Origin of the sequence: Janthinobacterium sp. TB1-E2, assembly GCF_036885605.1 — a bacterium.
Lineage (GTDB): Bacteria > Pseudomonadota > Gammaproteobacteria > Burkholderiales > Burkholderiaceae_D > Janthinobacterium > Janthinobacterium aestuarii.
This window is the reverse complement of record NZ_CP142523.1, coordinates 3,133,781-3,152,940: the sequence shown is the minus strand read 5'-3', so window position 1 is coordinate 3,152,940 and position 19,160 is coordinate 3,133,781. Positions and strand designations below refer to the sequence as shown.

The window sequence follows — 19,160 nt, the reverse complement described above, 5'->3', positions numbered from 1 at the left end:
AAATGACAGGAGCCCTGGATGAGCAAGACGCAGCCGAGCGAAGCGGCGCACGACGTTGAACATGAGCGCCTGGGCAGCGCCTGGCAAGGCGTGCCGGCGCCGGACTATCCGGAAAGCGCGCCGGAAGGCGCCACCCTGGACTTGCTGCTGAACGCCTGGCTGGGCAAGTTCACGGGCGGCATTTCGCCGGCCGCGCTGGGCAACGCCTATGCCGACTGGCTCAGCCACCTGGCGCTGGCGCCGTCGAAGCAGCAAACCCTGCTGCAGGAAGCGTGGAAGAAGATCGGCCGCTGGCAGCAATATGCCTTGCAATCGGCCATGGCCGGCGGCGCCTTCGAGCCGCCATGCATCGCGCCGCTGCCGCAGGACCGGCGCTTCGACGATCCGGCCTGGCGGCGCTGGCCGTACAACCTCGTCTACCAGGGTTTCCTGCTGCAGCAGCAATGGTGGCACCGCGCCACCACGGGCGTGCGCGGCGTCACGCCGCACCACGAGGATGTCGTCACGTTTACCGTGCGCCAGTGGCTCGACATGCTGGCGCCGTCGAACTTCATGCTGACCAATCCCGTGGTCCAGCAAGCGGCCCTCGAGAGCGGCGGCGCCAGCCTGGCGCGCGGCGCGCAGCACCTGGCCGAAGACTGGCAGCGCGCCGCCATGGGACCGTATGCGTCCGACACGCGCCGCTACAAGGTGGGCGGGAACGTGGCCGTCACGCCGGGCAAGGTGGTCTACCGCAACGACTTGATCGAATTGATACAGTACGCGCCCACGACCGCCACGGTGCATGCGACGCCCCTGCTGTTCGTGCCCGCGTGGATCATGAAGTTCTATATTCTCGACCTGTCGCCGCACAATTCGCTGGTGCGCTATCTGGTGGGCCAGGGCCACACGGTGTTCATGATTTCCTGGAAAAACCCCACGGAAGAAGACCGCGAGCTGTCGCTGGAAGACTACCGCCAGCTGGGCGTGATGGACGCGCTCGACGCCGTTGTCCGCATCACGGGCGCGCCGCACGTGCACGCGGCCGGCTACTGTCTGGGCGGCACCCTGCTGGCGATCGCCGCCGCCACGATGGCGCGCGACGGCGATGCGCGCCTGGCCAGCCTCACCATGCTGGCCTCGCAGGTGGATTTCAAGGAGCCGGGCGAACTGTCGCTGTTCATCGACGAGAGCCAGGTCAGCTTCCTGGAAGCGGCCATGTGGAAGCAGGGCTACCTCGATACGAAGCAGATGGCGGGCGCTTTCCAGCTGTTGCGCTCGAACGACCTGATCTGGTCGCGCCAGCTGCGCCATTATCTGCTGGGACAAGACGAGCAGGACAGCGACCTGATGGCCTGGAACGCGGATGCCACGCGCATGCCCTGCCGCATGCACTCGGAATACCTGCGCCGTCTGTTCCTGCACAACGACCTGGCCGAAGGCCGCTACCGCACGGCGGGCCGCCACATCGCCCTGCCCGACATCGATGCGCCCATCTTTGCCGTCGGCACCCTGACGGACCACGTGGCGCCGTGGCGCTCCGTGTACAAGCTGCAGCTGCTGACCGACACGGACGTCACCTTTTTGCTCACCTCGGGCGGCCACAATGCGGGCGTCGTCTCGCCGCCGGGCCAGCCGCGCCGCAGCTACCAGCTGGCCACGCACCGCCACGACGCGCCCTACATCGACGCGGACAGCTGGCAGCGCGACGTGCCGCACCACGACGGTTCGTGGTGGCCCGCCTGGCAGGCGTGGCTGGCGCAGCGCTCCGACGCGCAAGTGGCGCCGCCGGCCATGGGGCCCGACCTGGGCGACGCGCCGGGCCGCTACGTGCTGCAAACCTGATACTGACAACCGAGCGACAACCGAGGAAAACGCCATGCCCTACACCACCCTGCTGGTCCACGTCGACAATTCCCGCCACTGCGCCCAGCGCATCCGCCTGGCCGTGCGCCTTGCCGTTGCCGACGGCGCGCACCTGATCGGCTCGGCCATGAGCGGCATCTCGCGCTACGCGTATGGCGGCGGCGTCAACGCGCTGCAGTTTGCGCCGGCGCAGATGCAGGCGCTGCGCACCCAGGCCAGCGAGGCCTTGCACGACTTCGAGCGCATCGCCCGCGAAGAAGGCCTGGGAACCTACGAAACGCGCTTCGTCGACGACGACGCGCAAGGCGCGCTGCTGCTGCAGGCCCGCTATTGCGACTTGCTGATCCTGGGCCAGACGGATGCGCAGGATACGCCGTCGCGCGTCATCGCCGGCACGCCCGAATACCTGATGCTCCACTGCGGCCGGCCCGTGCTGATGGTACCGCACACGCCGTCCGCTGCGCCAGCGGGCATCGCGCAGCATCCGCTACTGGCCTGGAACGGCAGCGCCGAAGCGCTGCGCGCCATCACCGATGCGCTGCCGCTGCTGCAAGGGGCGCGGCAAGTCACGCTGGCCGTCGTCAATTCGCACGCCCAGCCGGCCGCGCATGGCGAGCAGCCGGGCGCCGACCTGGCACTGTATCTGGCGCGCCACGGCGTCAACGTCGAGGTGCTGCAGCACGATACGCCGCCGGGCCAGGACGTGGGCACGGCCCTGCTGGCCATGGCGGCCCAGCGGCACTGCGACCTGCTCGTGATGGGCTGCTACGGCCACATGCGCCTGCGCGAAGCGCTGCTGGGCGGCGTCACGCGCACGGTGCTGCAGGAGATGACGTTACCGGTGCTGGTGTCGCACTAGCGCGGCCGTTCGGTCATGTCGGCATGCCGTGCGGCGTCATCGTTTTTGTAAAATCACGCCGCTCATGTATTGATTCAGATCGCGGAAATCCTTCACGCTCCAGGCGTGCGGCGCAATCTTGACGCCATTCTCTTTCAAGGTTTTCGGAATCAGGTCGCCATTCGGACGAAGGATGACCGACGAGACGATCACGCCCGGATAATCATTGAGCCGTTTCTTGAAAGCGGCGGTGGTCAGATCGGGGGTACGGGGGTTGCTTTTATTTGCCAGCGGCCCTGTCCCCTTGATCTCCGCTCCGTGGCACACGGCGCATCGCTGCATGTAGAGATTTTTTCCATTGACGTTCTCCGCGAAGGAGGACGATGTGTGAAGCAAAGATAAAAGGCCCAGCGTAGCGGTGAATACTAATTTCATTGTCATGTAGTTTGTTATGGATATCAATCGGAGCGGAATCTGGGCAAGCCAGCAAGGGCCGATGCGACACTCGATGCTCCAGACAATATTTTAACCGGGATTGCTCATTCGATAAGCGATGCGTGCAGCCGGGGAACGGCCTACAATAGCCAGGCTGGACACTGCGTGGCTGCCTGCTGACGGGCCGCGCGGCCTGTGTCGCCCCCCGTCGGCGCCACCGCCACAAGGAGTATTCGCATGAGCAAGCAAGCCACCATCGTCCTCGTCCACGGTTTCTGGGGCGGCGCCGCCCACTGGAGCCGCGTCATTGCCGAATTGCGGCGCCAAGGCCACACGGCCATCCGCGCCGTCGAACTGCCGTTGACGTCGCTGGCCGACGATGCCGAGCGCACGCGCAAGATGGTGGCGCAGGTCGATGGCCCGGTATTGCTGGTGGGACACTCCTACGGCGGCGCCGTCATCAGCGTGGCCGGCAATGCGCCGAATGTCGCGGGCCTCGTCTACATCGCCGCCTTCGCGCCCGACGCGGGCGAAAGCCCGGGCAGCATCACGCAGGAACACCCGCCCATCGGCGCGGCCAGCCTCGAGGGCGACAGCGACGGCTATCTGTGGGTCAAGCCCGAGCAGTACCATGACAGCTTTTGCCAGGACCTCGACGCGGAAGAAGGCGCCGTGCTGGGGGTGGTGCAGAAAGCGCCGCTGGCCAGCACCTTCGGCGACACCGTCAGCGCCCCGGCCTGGAAGCACAAACCCAGCTGGTACCAGATTTCCAGCGCCGACTGCATGATTTCCCCCGTCAACCAGGAGCGCATGGCGGCGCGCCTGGGTGCCAGGAAGGTCATCACGCTCAACGCCAGCCACGCGTCGCTGGCTTCGCGCCCCGTGGAAGTGGCGGCGCTGATACTCGAAGCGGCAGGCGCGGTGGTCGGCGGGTAAGCGTGCTCCGCTACAGCCACCCTTCGCGCTTCAGCCGCCGGTGCAACCAGAAGCAGCCGGCGATGATGATGGCGATCACGGCCGGATAGCTGCCGCGCCACTTCAGCTCAGGCATGAATTCGAAGTTCATGCCGTACAGGCTGAAGACCATGGTGGGTACGGCCAGGATGGCGGCCCAGGCGGCCAGGCGCTTGACGACCTCGTTCTGGCGGATCGAGATTTGCCCCAGCGCCACCTGCATGGCCGAATTGACCAGCTCGCGCATCTGCCCCGCCGTATGCGTGACCCGTTTGACGTGGTCGAGAATGTCGCGGTAATAGATGCGATTTTCCTTGGGCACGATGTCGCCATGGAAACGGATGAGCTGGGTGCAGATATCGTGCAGGGGATTGACGGCCGCATCGAGCTTGAGCAGCTCCGTCTTGAGCTGGTAGAAATCCTGCAGCTTGTCTTCGGAGAGGCTGGGCTTGAACAGCTGCAGTTCATAGTGCTGGAAGCGGGCCTGCAAATGGTCGATGCAGGGCTGGTACTGGTCGACGATGAAATCGATGATCGAATACAGCACGTAGCCGGGGCCGCTGGCCAGTTTCTCGGGCACGCTTTCCTTGCGCTCGCGCAGCTTCGCATAGCCGGCCGAGGGGCCATGGCGCACCGTGATGATGAAGCGTGGGCCGAGAAAGACGTGGGTTTCGCCATAGACGATGGCCTCGCCATCGAGGGTGGCCGTGTGCATCACCATGAACAGGGTGTCGCCGTACTCTTCCAGCTTGGGCCGCTCGTGCGCGCCCTGCGCATCCTCGACGGCCAGTTCGTGCAAGCCGAACGCCGATTGCAGCGCCTGCATGGCCGTGGCGTCGGGGCTGGCCATGCCGATCCAGACGAAACAATCGGGGTCGCCGAGAAAGTCGCCCACCTTGTCGATGTCGAAGTGGGCGATCTTCTTGCCGTCGCGATACGCTTCGCAATTGACGACGGCGGCGTGGGTACTCAGGTCCATGTGATTTTCGGGCTACGATGTCGGGCCGTCAGTATAGCGGAATGACACTGTCACTCTGTTAAGTTGGCCACCGTCGCCCGCAACGAAGCTTAGAACAGGCCGAACAGCGATTTTTTCGGCGCCGCGCAGGCGGCGGTGACGGGCGCCTCGATTTCCTGCCTGGCCGCCGGATCCGTCACATCGAGCAGCACCTGCTTGCACTTGTTTTCACCAAGGAAGCGGAATTCCACCTGATATGTCTTGCCCGCTTCCGGCGTCAGCTGCAAGGTCAGCGGGCCGCAGGAACCGGCGCGCAAGCCGTGTTCGGCCGGCCAATCGGCGTAAGCCTGCACCCAGACCGGTACGCCCGCCGTCAGCGTCTTCTGCACTTCCGGCAACACGCCCGTCATGCGCCGCGAACGCTCGACCATCTTCGAGATAAACGGCAACAATTTCTCGCGCAAGGTCGTGGCGTCGTACACCTTGCCCGCCGGCGTGAAGTCCTTGCACTCCTCCTTGCTGCCACTGGTGCCGTAGTCCACCACCATCTGCTCGCCCGAGGATACCAGGCTCAGTTTCGCAACCGCGGGCACGGCGGCCGCTTCCGCGGCAACAGGCTGCGCCACCGGCGTTTCCACCGCCGGCTTCGCCACGACTTCGTCACCCGCCTGGGCCGCCCAGGCACTCACGCTGGCCGCAGCCAGCAAGACACTCAATACACCACGCACACTATCTTTACGCACAAGAAATCCAGATTCAAAGTAGGTTTCATCGAAACATTAGTTAATTCAACATAACCAATATTGCCATAAAAGATAATATATTAAATATTTCCATATGGCAACTTTATAATGTGCGGTTTGCCTGCGCGTCGCGTCTCATCACGTCTCAATAGCGGTAGTTCAGGCTCAGCATCGCATTGCGCGGGTCGCCGTAACTGACCCTGCGGCCCGTGCTGATGCCGTAGTAGCTGCGGTCGCCCAGGTTATTGAGGTTCAACGACAGGGCCATGCGATCGGAGACCTGGTAGCGCGCCATGGCGTCGAACACGGCGTACGAGCCCTGGTGCACGGTGGTGGTGCCGCCGCGCACGGCCCGGGTTTGCTGCCAGGTGTGCGATTGCCAGCGGGCGCCGCCGCCCAGCGTCAGGCGCGGCATCGGCTGCCAGGTGCTATACAGGCTGAGCTGGTCCTCGGGCGCCAGCGTGTTGACCTTGCCGGCAGCGTCGCGCGCGATCTTGTGCGTGTAGCCGGCCTGCAGCTGCCAGCCCGGCATCAGCTGGCCCGACACTTCCAGCTCCACGCCGCGCGAGCGCACGCCGTCGATGGCGCGGTAGGCGTCCATGCCCGTCACCTTGTTCACGGCGTCGACAGACTCGGCGAAATTATCCTGGCGCACCTCGAACGCGGCCGCGCTGGCGTTCAGGCGGCCGTTGAGGAATACGCCCTTCACGCCCGCCTCGATATTCTTGCCCAGCACGGGGTCCAGTGTCTTGTTGTCGACGTCACGGCTGTTTTGCGGACTGAAGATGTCGCTGTAGCTGGCAAACGCCGTCAGGTTTGGCGCGAAGTCCCAGGTCAGGCCCGCATACGGCGTGAAGATCGACGCTTCATCGATCTCGGCCGTTGGGTTGACGTAGGACGACAGGCGCCCGCCCATGATCACGTGCACGCCCTGCGGCAGCGAAAAGCGGCCCGTCGCATACACGGCCTTCTGGCGGATGACTTCACGGGCCGTGTCCAGTTCCCACTTCGGCTCAGCGACCATGCCCCGGTAAGTATAGATATTATCGACCTTGATGAAGGAATACGGGCTGAAAACGTCGTCCGACTGCTTGCGGTAGGCGTTCGCGCCCACCACCAGTTCATGCGTGCGGCCCAGCAAGGTGAACGGCCCCTTGGCGTACACGTCGAGGCCATTGCTGGTGGCGTCGCTGTTGTACTGGCGCGCCGTGACGGACGTGCCGCTGCCGTCCGCCCTCGGGAAACCGTCCAGGTAGGCGACGGGCGCGTACAGGGCGTTGGCCTGGTGGATCAGGCGCAGATTGGCCAGCCAGCCATTGTCGAACGTGTGCTCGATCGAGGCGAAGACGGATTTGGCTTGCGTCTGCTGCGTGCTCCAGGTGGGCGCGCCGTTGAACGAGCGGGGCATGGTGAAACGGTTGCCGTCCGCGTCGAACAGGGGCGCGCCGCCCCAGTCGCTATTGCGCGGCACCGTATGCTGGTAGTCGGCGCCCACGGTCAGCAAGGTGCGCGGCGACAGGTCCGCCTCCAGCGTGCCATAAGCCAGTTCGGAGCGGCGCTGGTAGCGGTCGACGAACGAGTGCTTGTCCTGGTACGAGGCCACGGCGCGCGCACGCACGCTGCCGCTGTCGTTCAGGGGGCCGCCCACATCCGCCATGCCGCGGTAATTGCTCCACGATCCAGCCGACAGGTCGGCCAGCGCGCGCAGTTCGCGCGTGGGCTTCTTACGGATCAGGTTGACCGTGGCGCCCGGCGTGCCGGCGCCGCTCATCAGCGCATTCGCGCCCTTCAGCACCTCGACCCGGTCGTACAGGTCCATATTGGCCAGGGACTCGCCCAGGTTCAACGAAGCGTCGCGCGTCCACGGCAAGCCGTCGTAGCTGAAATTGTCGAGCGAAAAACCGCGCGCATAGTAAATCGTGCGTTCGCTGTCGATGTGCTGCACGTACACGCCCGGCGTGTGGTTCAGCACTTCGCTCAGTTGCACCAGGCCGAAATCGTCCATCTGCTGGCGCGTGACGACGCTGACCGCGTGTGGCGTCTCGCGCGGCGACAGCACCAGGCGGTTCGCCGTGCTGACGGCGCCCGTCGTATAGGAACCCGTGTCTTCCGTCACCTGGCCCAGGTAATTGGTGGTGATGACCACTTCCGGCATCGTTGCCTCGGGATGGGCGGCGGCCTGTGGCGCCGCCGCTTGCACGGTATAGACGCCGCTATCGGTCTTGAGCAGGACCAACTGCGTGCCCTGCAAGGCGTGGCGCAAGGCCTGCTCCGCCGTGAAATCGCCGTGCACGGCCGCGCCGCTGGCGCCGCGCGCCAGGTCCGCATCGATGGAAATGCGCACGCCGCCACGGCTGGCAATCGCGATCAGGCTGGCGTTCAAGGGCTGGGCCGGCACGTCATAGCGCACGGTGGCTGGCGCCATTTGCGCCGCTGGCGTTTGCGCCAGGACGGTGGGCGCGGCGCAGGAAAGTAACATTACAGCCAGGGGAATCTGGCGCATCAACAATGGTGGCATGCTGGGACTCTATCTTGGTGGTGAAGGAAAAGTGGGGCTACACCAGGTATGAGTCGCGGCGCGCCAAAAGTGACAGTGCCGGCGCAAAAAAAATGTCAGCCTGCCTTCAGGTCGATGCCCGTCCACCAGCCGCCGGGCCCCTGGCGCAAGGTGACGGGCAGGGTTTCGGCCAGCGCCAGCAAGGTGGCCCCGCTGTCGTCGAGCGAGTAATTGCCGGACACGCGCAGCGCCGCCGCCTGCGCCGTGATGTCGATGTAGCCGTGGCGGTACGGACGCAAGGCGGCCACCACTTCGCCCAGCGGCTGGTCGACGGCCACCAGCATGCCCTGCTCCCACGCCGTCGCCTGTCCTGGCGCCATGCCGGGCAGCAGGGTCAGGCGGTCCGCGTCGAAGCGCGCCGCCTGGCCCTGGCGCAGCACGCGCGCCAGCCCCTTGCCGGCCGGACGCACGTCGATATCGCCCCGCACGGCCAGCGCCACGGTGGCCTGCGCTTCGCGCCGCAGCATCAGCTCGCCGCCCGGCGCCGTCACCGTGCCGTGCGCGCTGCGCAGCAGGAATGGCGCATTTGCCGCATGCGCCACCCTGGCCAGCAGCTGGCCCTGGCGCAAGGTGACGTGGCGATGTCCATCCGTGAGGTCCGTATCGGCCGAGGATCGGGCATCCAAAGTCAGCACGCTGCCGTCGGCCAGCGGGTAGCGGCCCCGCTTGGCCGTGGCCGTATGCAGGTCCGCGCTCCAGTCCGGCAAGAACGGGCTGCCGCGCAGCAGCCAGGCGCCGCCGAACGCCGCGCCCGCCAGGCACAGGGCGCCCTGCAGCCACTGGCGCCTCTGCTCATCGTGCCGGGCGGCGCGTGCCAGGGTTTGCCCGACGGTCCCCGCCCCGCCCGCCGCCTGCAGCGGGCCGACGCTGTGCTCGACGGCCTGCCCCAGGGTGTGCCACGCGGCCGCATGGCGCGCATCGGCGGCCAGCCAGCGGGCGAAGGCCTGATGCTGGGCCGCGTCCGCCTCGCCCGAACTCAGTTCGACCAGCCAGCCGATGGCGGCATCCTGTACCGCAGGGGACATGCTCATGCCGGCTCCGCAGCGGCCAGGCAGCAGCGCAAGCCTTGCGCCATGTACTGGCGCACCATGCTGGCCGACACACCCAGTTCCAGGGCGATCTGCGCGTACGTGAGGCCGTCGAGCTGGCTCATGAGAAAGGCACTGCGCGCCTTGACGGACAATGTATCGAGCGCGCGCGACAGCCGCTCCAGCGATTCGAGCAGCACGGCGCGTTCCTCGGGCGATGGCTGGACGGCGTCCGGCAGCAGCGCCAGGGTGTCGAGATAGGCCTGCTCGATATCGCGCCGCCGCCACTGCTGCAGCAAGACGCTTTTCGCTACCGTCGTGAGATAGGCGCGCGGCTCGCGGATGGCGGCCAGCCGCCCCGCATGCAGCACGCGCACAAAGGTTTCCGAAGTGACATCTTCCGCCTCCGCCCGGTTACGCAGGCGCAACAGCAAACGCTGCAACAGCCAGCCCTGGTGGCCCGTAAACAGGCTGGCGGCCAGGGTGGCGTCATTCGAGGGAAAAGGCAAGGCAGACAAGAGCGGATCCGGCGGCTTTAATGATAATGATTCTCATTATATTGCAGAGACTGGAGCCTGTCCCGCAATTTTGCCATTGTTGTCAGGCGCCGACAACGCAGCAGCAGTCTTGAAGGACGAGGGATGCCGCAGCAGGCTAGGCCGTCGAGATGACCGCATTCAGGGCGCGCCGCAATTCCTTCAGCCGGGGCGGCTTGCCCAGCACGCAGTTGACGTGTTCGGGATAGTCGCTGTCGGCCGCCAGGCGCTGGCCCCAGCCCGTGAGCATGATGATGGGCGTGGCCGGCGAACACTGGCGCACGGCGCTGGCCACCTTGCGCCCGTCCACGTGGGGCATGCCCAGGTCCGTGATGACCACCTCGAAATCCTCGTGCCGGTCGCGCGCGGCCAGGAAGCTGTCGATGCCGGCCTGGCCCCCGTCGGCGGACACCACGTCGTGGCCATCGATTTCCAGGATGTCGCGCAGGGACTTGAGCACCATCGGGTCGTCGTCGACCACGAGGATGCGCAGGCGCGGCGGCACGGCGTGGGCCGCGTCGGGCGCCTGCGCCCCCTCGTCCGCCGCGCAGGCGGGAAATGCCAGGCGCACCGCCGTGCCCTGCCCCGGCGCCGTGACGATATCGATGCTGGCGCCATGGCGCTCCATCATGCCGTACACCATGGCCAGGCCCAGGCCCGTGCCCCGCTCGCCCTTGGTGGTGAAAAACGGTTCCAGGCAGCGGCGGCGCGTGTTCTCGTCCATGCCGACACCCGTGTCGGCCACTTCGATCAGCACCTGGCCGGGCGCGCCCACGCCGGCCGTGCGCACGGTCAGGGTACCGCCATCGGGCATGGCGTCGACGGCGTTGAAGACGAGGTTGGTCAGCGCTTCGCGCAATTCGCCCACGCTGCCGGGCAGCATGGGCAGCGCGTCGGCCAGCTCCGTGCGCAGGGCGATGACGATGCCGCGCTGCTGCGGCATGTCGCTCCAGCGCGCACGCGTCAGGTCCAGCACCTGCTGCACCACCAGGTTGGCGTCGATGGGCGAGAGCGCCAGTTGCGGTTCGCGCTGGCGGTAGAATTCGCGCATGCGCGCCACGGTGGCGGCCACGTCGTCGATGGCCCGTTCGATCACTTCCAGGCAATGCCGGCCCTGCGGACTGAGACTGGTTTCCGTCTCCAGCAGCGATTCCGTGTACAGGGCGACGGGGGAAATGGCGTTATTGATGTCGTGCGCGATGCCGCTGGCCATCTGCCCCAGCGCGCGCAAACGTTCCTGCTGCATCACAGACTGCTGCGTCTGGCGTAAATCGTCATACGCGCGCTGCAGTGCGCCGTAGAGCTGCGCCTGGTTGGCGGCCAGCGCCACGTGTTCGCTCAGCTGGCTGAGGAATTCGCACTCGCCGCTGGTAAAGCTGTTTGCGGCGCGGCGCGCCACGATCAGGATGCCGAAGACCGTGTTTTCGGCCAGCAGCGGCGCCATGACGAGGGCGCGCAGTCCCCCTTGCGCCAGGCGCTGCGGAAACGGAAACGCCACCCCGGCGATGTCGGCTTCATATACGAGCTTGCCGCGCACGCAGCTCGACAGACCATTCTCGTCGATGGGAATGTGCGCGTGTTCGCTCATCATGAACGACTGCGCCAGCGCCTCGCTGCGCACGCCCACGCACGTCACCTGCAGCGCGTGCTGCGACGGTTCGTACAGGCAGATGCAGCTGAAATCGATGGGCAGCTGTTCTTCCAGGCTGCGCACCACCACCTGGAAGATGCTGCGCAAGTCCTGCCGCTCGCCGATCGAGCGCGTGATCTGCTGCAGCAGGTTCAGGCGCTCGAGCTGTTCATGCACCTTGCGCTCGGCCAGCTGGCGTTCGGCGATCTGCGTTTCCAGCGCGGCATTCGTGTGCGCCAGCTCGTCGCGCGAGACGGTGGTGCGCCGCAGCTTTTCCGTCATGCCGTCGAAGGCGCGCGCCAGGTCGCCGATTTCATTTTTGGTGTGCACGCCGAGCGAGAAGTCCAGCTTGCCGGCGCCGACGATCAGGGTACCCTGACGCAGTTTTTCCAGCGGTCCCGTGACGCTGGTGATGGTGAAGTAAATCAGACCGGCCACCAGCGCGATGATCATCCCGCCAAACAGCATCACGGCCACGTTGGCCCGCTGCTGCGCGTCCAGCACGCCTTGCCGGCTCAATTCGGACAGCCGCATCGCCTCCGAAATCATGCCCTGCACCTTGCCCATGATCTGGCCGGACAGGCGCGACTCCAGCTCGTCCAGCACTTCGCGCCGCTGCGGGTCCTGCCCCAGCTCGCGGTGATTCGCGACAAACAGATGGAACAGGCCGCCCACGCCGGCCAGGTCGCCCTGCAATTTCAGCAGCAGCGCGCGCTCCTCGTCCGTGCTGAAGGCGGGCGTGGCCAGCAGGCCCGACGACAGCGATTCGCTGCGCAGCTGCCATTGGGCGCGCGTGCGCTCGCCATGGTGCAGCGCATATTCGATCGACAGGTAGCGCAGCGACGTGACGGCTTGCAGGATATCGGCCGCCGCCTTGTTTTTCGCCAGTTCGCGCTGCATCGCCATGGTGGTGGAAAACAGCATGGCGACGATGATGGCCACGAGCACCACGCAAAACAGTTCGGCCAGCTTGAAACGCGTTACGATTTTCACGGTGGCCTTCTCAATGAATGACCGTCACGGCCGATGGCGCGACGGCTTCCAGGCCGTCCAGGTAGACGGCGTCGAGGAAGTTCGGCATGGTGCCGCGCTCGGCCAGCCGGTTCCTGATGGCCCAGCGCGCCTCGTCTTCCAGCGCCAGCAGCAAGCCCTGGTCGAGCACGACGCCGAAGCGGTAACCGTGCCAGGCCGCCTGCAGGCGCGCCGTCTCGCTGGCCGATGCCTTGGCAAACAGGGCGCGTGCGGCGTCGGGCTCGTCCTGGCAAAAACGGGCGCCGGCAATCAGCGCCCGCAGCACCTTGCGCACCGTGGCCGGGTGGCTGCGCACATAGTCGCCCGTGCCGGCCACGTTGAACAGGCCCGCATAGACATCCTCGCCATAGAAGATGGCCGCCTTGCCCGCGATGGCATGCGTCATGCCCGTCAGAAACGGTTCCCAGCCGGCCGCCGCATCGATCTCGCCCCGCGCCAGCGCTCCGGCCAGCTGCTCGGGCGCGTAGTTGCGCAAGGTGACTTCGGCGGGCAGCAGCTTCTGGCGGTTCAAAAAGGCGTCCAGCGTAAACTGGCCGGAGGTGCCCAGGGTCACGCCGATGCGCTTGCCCTTCAGGCTGGCGGGCGTGGATACGCCGCGGTCCAGGCGCCCCACGATACCGTGGTCGCGCTCGGCCTCGAAGATGCTGGCGATGATGACGACGGACTGGTTCCGCAGGCTGGCCAGCACGACGGGAATATCGGAAACCGTGCCCAGGTCGGCCTTGCCCTGCAACACGGCTTCCATCGACGCCTTGCCCGACGAGTACGGCTGCAGCCGCGCGTCGATGCCTTCGCGCGCGAAATGCCCCTGTCCGTGCGCGGCCAGGACGGGGCAGCTGCCCACGTAATCCGCATTCACGGCCAGGCGCAGCACTTCCACGGGGCCGGGCGGCGCGGCGGGACGGGCATTGAGCTGCCAGATGGCCACGGCAACCAGCGCCAGCAACAGCGCGATGACCGCCAGCCTGGCCATCCACCGCCCCGGTGCAAGGCCGCTCATGCGCTGCACTGCGCCGTGGCCGACTCCAGCGCGCTGTTGACGGCTTCGGAAAACGCCGTTACGTCGATCGGCTTGGTGAGATAGCGGTAAAAGCCCGCCGCCAGCCCCTGGCGGATATCGCCGGGCCCGGCCAAGGCCGTCAGGGCGATGACGGGAATATGCGCGGTGCGGGCATCGGCACGCAGCAGCTGCATGACTTGCGTGCCGCTGATGTCGGGCAGGTCGCTATCCATCAGTATCAGCTGCGGCAGGTGGCGGCGCGCCATGTCCAGGCCCGTCTGGCCGTCACCGGCCGACAGCAGGTCGAGATCGGGGCGGAAATGAATCAAACCCGCCACCAGGGTCACATTCAGGGGATTGTCTTCCACATACAGCAGCGTCTTGCGGTCAGGCAGCCGTACCGCTTCGGCGGGCCGGGCGATGACGGACAGGCGCGCACTTTCCTGCGGCGGCTGGCGCGCCGGGCAACTGGCGATATCGAGCCAGAAGGTGCTGCCGCGCCCGGGCGTGCTGGCCACGCCCAGCCTGGCCTGCATGGCTTCGGCCAGGCGCTTGCTGACCACCAGGCCCAGACCCGTGCCCTCCTCGTCGCGCGCATCGCGTCCCAGGCGGTTGAAGGGCTGGAACAGCGCCTCCAGCTGCGCCGCGCTCATGCCGCCGCCCGTGTCGCGCACGGACAGGCGCAGCTGGCGCGCGTCGACGGGCTGGCAATCGACGTGGATCTCGCCCTGTTCGCGGTTGTACTTGACGGCATTCGACAGCAGGTTGATCAGCACCTGCTTGAGGCGCGTGCGGTCGGCCAGCACATGCACGCCGCCCGCTTCGACGAACGTCAGGGTGATGCCGCGCTTGTGCGCCAGCGGTTCCATCATTTGCCAGCATTCGTGGTAGATGTCGGCCAGGCTCACGGGTTCCATCGACAGCGACATATTGCCCGACTCGATCTTGGCGATGTCGAGGATGTCGTTGATCAGGGTCAGCAAATGCCGGCCGGCGCCGAAGATGTGCGAGGCAAAGGTTTTCTTTTCCTGTGCCGTCGAGGGAATGGAATCGGACATCAGCATCTGCGAAAAGCCCATGATGGCGTTGAGCGGCGTGCGCAGCTCGTGGCTCATGCTGGACAGGAAATTGGTCTTTTCCTGGTTTGCCCGCTCGGCCACTTCGCGGGCCAGCTGCAAATCCTTGTTCATGGCGTCGAGTTCGGCCGTGTGCTGGCGCAGCAGCAGTTCCAGGCGCGCATTGGCGATGCGCAGCTGGCGCGTTTCCAGCGCCCGCGCCAGTATCAGCAGGATGCCCGACACCTTGAACGGCTTGACGACGTAATCGAGCGCGCCCGCCTTCATGGCCTGCACGGCCGAGGCGATCGTGCCTTCGCCCGTCATGACGATGCAGGCCAGGTCGGGATCGATCTTGCGCGCCGCTTCCACCACGGCGATGCCGTTCATGCCCGGCATCATCAGGTCGACCAGCAGCAGGTCGAACGATTCGACGGCCAGCAGCGACAGCGCCGCCTCGCCCGAAGCGAGCCCCGTCGTGTCGTATGCCTGGCCGCGCAAGGTGTCGCACAGCGCGCGCACATGCGCCAGCTCGTCATCGACGATCAGTATCCGCGGCGGCATTGATGAGCTGTTCATGCATTCTCCTGGCGGCATGGCATTGCGGACCGGAAATTTTCCCCGCACCATGCGTTCCGAGCATAGCACTTGGAAATTACCAAAAATACACGCATTGTCACGCGCGCAAGGACGCCAGGCAGATGTCAGCCCGTCACGGGCAGCCCCCGCAGCAGCTTGTCGAGCGTCAGCGGATAGTCGCGCACGCGCACCCCCGTCGCGTTGTAGACGGCATTGGCGATGGCCGCCGCCACGCCGCAGATGCCCAGCTCGCCCACGCCCTTGGCTTTCATGGGAGAAGACGTGGGGTCCGTTTCATCGAGGAAGATGACGTCCTGGTGCGGGATGTCGGCGTGCACGGGCACTTCGTAGCTGGCCAGGTCGTGGTTGACGAAGAAGCCGCGGCGCTGGTCGACCACCAGTTCTTCCATCAGGGCCGCGCCCACGCCCATGGTCATGGCGCCGATGACCTGGCTGCGCGCCGCTTTCGGGTTCAAAATGCGCCCGGCCGCGCACACGGCCAGCATGCGGCGCACGCGCACTTCGCCCGTGTCGCCGTCCACGCCCACTTCGACGAAATGGGCGCCAAACGTCGATTGCTGGAATTTTTTATCGAGGTCGCCGTATTCCATATGGTCTTCCGCGACGACGTCGCCATGGTAGGCGGCGGCAGCGAGCGGCACGCTGCGCTCGCCCTGAGTCACTTGCCCATCGGAAAAGCGCGCCTCTTTCTCATCGAAGCCCAGCTTGACGGCGATGGCCTGGCGCAGGCGCACGCAGGCCGCGTACACGCCAGCCGTGGAACTGTTGCCGCCCCACTGCCCGCCCGAACCGGCCGAGACGGGAAAATCCGAGTCACCCAGACGCACGACGACCTTGTTCAAGGTCACGCCCAGCATTTCCGCCGCCGTCTGCGCGATGATGGTGTAACTGCCCGTGCCGATGTCCGTCATGTCCGTTTCCACGGTCACGATGCCGTTGCCGTCAAGACGCACGCGGGCGGCGGACTGCATGACGAGGTTGTTGCGGAAGGCGGTCGCCACGCCCATGCCCACGAGCCAGCGGCCATCGCGCCGCATGCCCGGCTGCGCCGATCGCTCTTTCCAGCCGAATTCCACGGCGCCCGTGCGCAGGCAGTCGATCAGGCGGCGCTGGGAAAACGGCCTACTTGGCTTTTCCGGGTCCACTTTCGTGTCGTTCAGGATGCGAAAGACGATGGGGTCCATTTTCAGCTTGTCCGCCATCTCGTCCATGGCGATTTCCAGCGCCATCATCCCCGGCGCCTCACCCGGCGCGCGCATGGCATTGCCTTCCGGCAAGTCGAGCACGGCCAGGCGCATGGCCGTCATGCGGTTCGGTCCCGCATACAGCAGCCGCGTCTGCATCACGGCCGTTTCCGGTTGCCCCCCTTTCAAGTCGCCGGACCACGATTCATGGCCAATGGCCGTGATCTTGCCGTCGCGCGTGGCGCCGATGCGCAGGCGCTGGATGGTGGCGGGCCGGTGCGTCGTGTTGTTGATCATCAGGGGCCGCGCCAGGGCGACCTTGACGGGACGCTGGGCCGCGCGTGCGCCCAGGGCCGCCAGCAAGGCTTCCGCGCGCACGAACAGCTTGCCGCCGAAGCCGCCACCGATATACGGCGAAACGATACGCACCTTGTCTTTCGGTATCCCCAAAGTGCGGGCCAGGTCGCCGCGGCCCCAGTCCACCATCTGGTTCGCCGTCCAGACCGTCACCTTGTCGCCTTCCCAGGCGGCAATCGAGGCGTGCGGCTCCATCATCGCGTGCGACTGGTCGGGCGTCGTGTAGCTGGCGTCCAGGCGCACGGGCGCATGGGCATAGGCGCCGGCGAAGTTGCCCGTCTTGCTGTCGGGCTTGCCCTCCTTCGGCTTGGTGGCGCCGCCCTTGGCCCTGGCCAGGTCGAACACGCCCTGTTGCTCGACATATTTGACGTCGAGCAGCTGCGCGGCCGAGCGGGCTTGCTCGAAGGTTTCCGCCACCACCAGCGCGATGGCCTGGTGGTAATGTTCAATGTCCGGCCCGCCCAGCAGCTTTGCCGTGTTCATCTTGCCTTTGCCCAGCTTGCCAGCCGACTCGGCCGTCACCACGGCCAGCACGCCCGGCGCGCGCCGCGCGGCGCTCGTGTCGATCGACGCGATGCGCCCCTTGGCGATGGCCGCGCCGACGACATGGCCGTAGGCCGCATGCGGCGCGGCCTTGTTCTGCTCGTACGCGTACGGCGCCGTGCCCGTGGTTTTCAGGGGGCCGTCGATGCGGTCCGTGGGGCGGCCCACGATTTTCAGCTGGTCGATGGGATTGGTGGTCGCAGGTGTCGAAAATTTCATGGCCCTAGCCTTTCTTCGCTTGTGCTTGCGCCAGCACCGAGGCAATCGTGCGCTGCGCCAGGGTCACCTTGAAGCCATTGTCGTCAGTGGGATGGGCGCCGGCCAGCAGGCGTTCGCTCACGGCGGCGGCACCCTCGCGCATCGCCTGCTCGGCGGCGGCCACGCGCCACGGCTGCGGCGCGACGCCGCCCAGGGCCAGCCTGCCCGTGCCGTTGGGCAAGATGATGGCCGCCACGGACACCAGCGCGAACGCGTACGAGGCGCGGTCGCGCACCTTGCGGTAGACGTGCGTGCCGCCAACGGGCGGGGGCAAGGTGACGCTGGTGATCAGTTCACCCGGCTGCAGCACGGTTTCCACGTGCGGCGTGTTGCCCGGCAAGCGGTAAAAGTCGGCGATGGGGATGCTGCGCGTGCTGCCGTCGGCACGCACCGTGTCGATGCCGGCATCGAGCACGCGCATGGCCACGGCCATGTCGCTCGGGTGCGTGGCGATGCAGGCATCGCTGCCGCCCAGAATCGCCAGCGGCCGGCTGAAACCGCCGATGGCCGAGCATCCGCTGCCCGGCACGCGCTTGTTGCAGGCCTGGTTCGTGTCATAGAAATACGGGCAGCGCGTGCGCTGCAAGAGGTTGCCGGCCGTCGTCGCCTTGTTGCGCAACTGGGCCGAGGCGCCGGCCAGCAAGGCGCGCGACAGCACGCCATAATCGCGCCGCACGGTGGCGTGCGCGGCCAGCGCCGTGTTGCGCACAAGGGCGCCGATGCGCAAGCCGCCATCCTTTGTTGCTTCCACCGTATCCAGCGCGAGGCCATTGACGTCGATCAAGTGTGCCGGCGTTTCGATTTCCAGCTTCATCAGATCGAGCAGATTCGTGCCGCCCGCGATGAAGCGGGCGCCCGGCGTGTTCGCGGCGGCCGCCGCCGCTTCGGCCGGTGAAGTGGCCTTCTGGTAGCTGAATACCCTCATGCCGGCCTCCCCGCCACCTCGGTGATGGCCTCGATGATGTTGGAGTAGGCGCCGCAGCGGCAGATGTTGCCACTCATGCGCTCGCGCAATTCCTCGGGCGTCGCCTGCGGGGCCGCGTTCAAGTCAGTACTGACGTGGCTGGGGATGCCCTGGCGTATCTCTCCCAGCGCGGCGATGGCCGAGCAGATCTGTCCCGGCGTGCAATAGCCGCACTGGTAGCCGTCGTGCGCGATGAAGGCGGCCTGCATCGGATGCAATTTCTCCGGCGTGCCCACCCCCTCGATGGTGGTGACCTTGGCGCCATCATGCATCACGGCAAGAGTCAAGCAGGCATTGATGCGCTGGCCGTCGAGCATGACGGTGCAGGCGCCACACTGGCCGTGGTCACAGCCCTTCTTGGTGCCCGTCAGTTGCAAGTGTTCGCGCAAGGCGTCGAGCAAGGTGGTGCGCGTGTCGAGTTCCAGGCTGTGGCGCCGGCCGTTGACATCGAGGCTGACTTTCATCAGGACTGGTGGCGCCTGGCCGGTCGTGCTGACGGCCTGCGCCGCTCCCGCGACGCCGGGCACGGCCGCCGCCGTGGCCGACAGCGCGCCGGCGATCAACAAGCCGCGCCTGCCGGCATTGATGTGATGGGATTCTGTCATCTCGCGCTTCCTCCTGGCTGTGGACTGGCTGGGTGGGC

General features: G+C 66.4%; 15 protein-coding genes. 3 read left to right on the top strand and 12 right to left on the bottom strand.

What is annotated here, in order from left to right:
* Positions 1-18 precede the first annotated feature (18 nt).
* Both OPV09_RS14055 and OPV09_RS14050 read left to right on the top strand, forming a co-directional pair.
* Positions 19-1,824: a PHA/PHB synthase family protein gene (locus tag OPV09_RS14055; RefSeq protein WP_338682219.1), complete on the top strand. Its 1,806-nt coding sequence runs from the start codon at positions 19-21 to the stop codon at positions 1,822-1,824.
* A 34-nt stretch (positions 1,825-1,858) separates the two neighbouring features.
* Positions 1,859-2,704, top strand: a complete 846-nt coding sequence (locus OPV09_RS14050) for a universal stress protein (RefSeq protein WP_072453826.1) — start codon at positions 1,859-1,861, stop codon at positions 2,702-2,704.
* 36 nt (positions 2,705-2,740) lie between these two features.
* Here OPV09_RS14050 and OPV09_RS14045 read toward each other — a convergent pair whose 3' ends face one another.
* The gene (locus OPV09_RS14045) at positions 2,741-3,118 is read right to left on the bottom strand and encodes a cytochrome c (protein WP_319991901.1); all 378 of its coding nucleotides are present in this window, start codon (positions 3,116-3,118) and stop codon (positions 2,741-2,743) included.
* 237 nt (positions 3,119-3,355) lie between these two features.
* On the opposite strand from OPV09_RS14045, the gene OPV09_RS14040 reads away from it, so the two are divergent.
* Entirely contained in the window at positions 3,356-4,054 is a 699-nt protein-coding gene (locus OPV09_RS14040) for an alpha/beta hydrolase (RefSeq protein ID WP_338682218.1), read from the top strand.
* Positions 4,055-4,064: 10 nt separating this feature from the next.
* Here the strand turns inward: OPV09_RS14040 and OPV09_RS14035 are convergent, their stop codons facing one another.
* The 11 genes from OPV09_RS14035 to paoA all read right to left on the bottom strand — a co-directional run bounded on the left by OPV09_RS14035 (position 4,065) and on the right by paoA (position 19,122).
* On the bottom strand, positions 4,065-5,051 hold the full coding sequence (locus OPV09_RS14035) for a magnesium and cobalt transport protein CorA (RefSeq protein WP_070305954.1): 987 nt from the start codon (positions 5,049-5,051) through the stop codon (positions 4,065-4,067).
* Positions 5,052-5,140: 89 nt separating this feature from the next.
* Positions 5,141-5,773 carry a hypothetical protein gene (locus tag OPV09_RS14030; RefSeq protein ID WP_139248287.1) on the bottom strand — a complete coding sequence of 211 codons (633 nt, stop codon included), beginning with the start codon at positions 5,771-5,773 and terminating at the stop codon, positions 5,141-5,143.
* 145 nt (positions 5,774-5,918) lie between these two features.
* Positions 5,919-8,291, bottom strand: a complete 2,373-nt coding sequence (locus OPV09_RS14025; RefSeq protein WP_338682217.1) for a TonB-dependent siderophore receptor — start codon at positions 8,289-8,291, stop codon at positions 5,919-5,921.
* Positions 8,292-8,386: 95 nt separating this feature from the next.
* A complete protein-coding gene (locus tag OPV09_RS14020; protein WP_338682216.1) occupies positions 8,387-9,361 on the bottom strand; it encodes a FecR family protein in 975 nt (324 codons plus the stop codon).
* Complete coding sequence (locus OPV09_RS14015; RefSeq protein ID WP_338682215.1) at positions 9,358-9,876, bottom strand: sigma-70 family RNA polymerase sigma factor; 519 nt, start codon at positions 9,874-9,876, stop codon at positions 9,358-9,360. Before OPV09_RS14015 ends, OPV09_RS14020 begins: the two co-directional genes overlap by 4 nt.
* 136 nt (positions 9,877-10,012) lie before the next feature.
* On the bottom strand, positions 10,013-12,517 hold the full coding sequence (locus OPV09_RS14010; protein ID WP_338682214.1) for an ATP-binding protein: 2,505 nt from the start codon (positions 12,515-12,517) through the stop codon (positions 10,013-10,015).
* A 10-nt stretch (positions 12,518-12,527) separates the two neighbouring features.
* Positions 12,528-13,556: an NrtA/SsuA/CpmA family ABC transporter substrate-binding protein gene (locus tag OPV09_RS14005; RefSeq protein ID WP_338682212.1), complete on the bottom strand. Its 1,029-nt coding sequence runs from the start codon at positions 13,554-13,556 to the stop codon at positions 12,528-12,530.
* Positions 13,553-15,190 (bottom strand): ATP-binding response regulator, encoded by a 1,638-nt coding sequence (locus OPV09_RS14000; protein WP_338682210.1) that lies wholly within the window; start codon positions 15,188-15,190, stop codon positions 13,553-13,555. The genes OPV09_RS14005 and OPV09_RS14000 overlap by 4 nt, the downstream gene beginning before the upstream one ends.
* 125 nt (positions 15,191-15,315) lie before the next feature.
* Positions 15,316-17,514 carry an aldehyde oxidoreductase molybdenum-binding subunit PaoC gene (gene paoC / locus OPV09_RS13995; protein WP_338682209.1) on the bottom strand — a complete coding sequence of 733 codons (2,199 nt, stop codon included), beginning with the start codon at positions 17,512-17,514 and terminating at the stop codon, positions 15,316-15,318.
* 4 nt (positions 17,515-17,518) lie between these two features.
* Positions 17,519-18,478: a xanthine dehydrogenase family protein subunit M gene (locus OPV09_RS13990; protein WP_338682208.1), complete on the bottom strand. Its 960-nt coding sequence runs from the start codon at positions 18,476-18,478 to the stop codon at positions 17,519-17,521.
* Positions 18,475-19,122, bottom strand: a complete 648-nt coding sequence (paoA, locus tag OPV09_RS13985; protein ID WP_338682207.1) for an aldehyde dehydrogenase iron-sulfur subunit PaoA — start codon at positions 19,120-19,122, stop codon at positions 18,475-18,477. The genes OPV09_RS13990 and paoA overlap by 4 nt, the downstream gene beginning before the upstream one ends.
* Positions 19,123-19,160 lie beyond the last annotated feature (38 nt).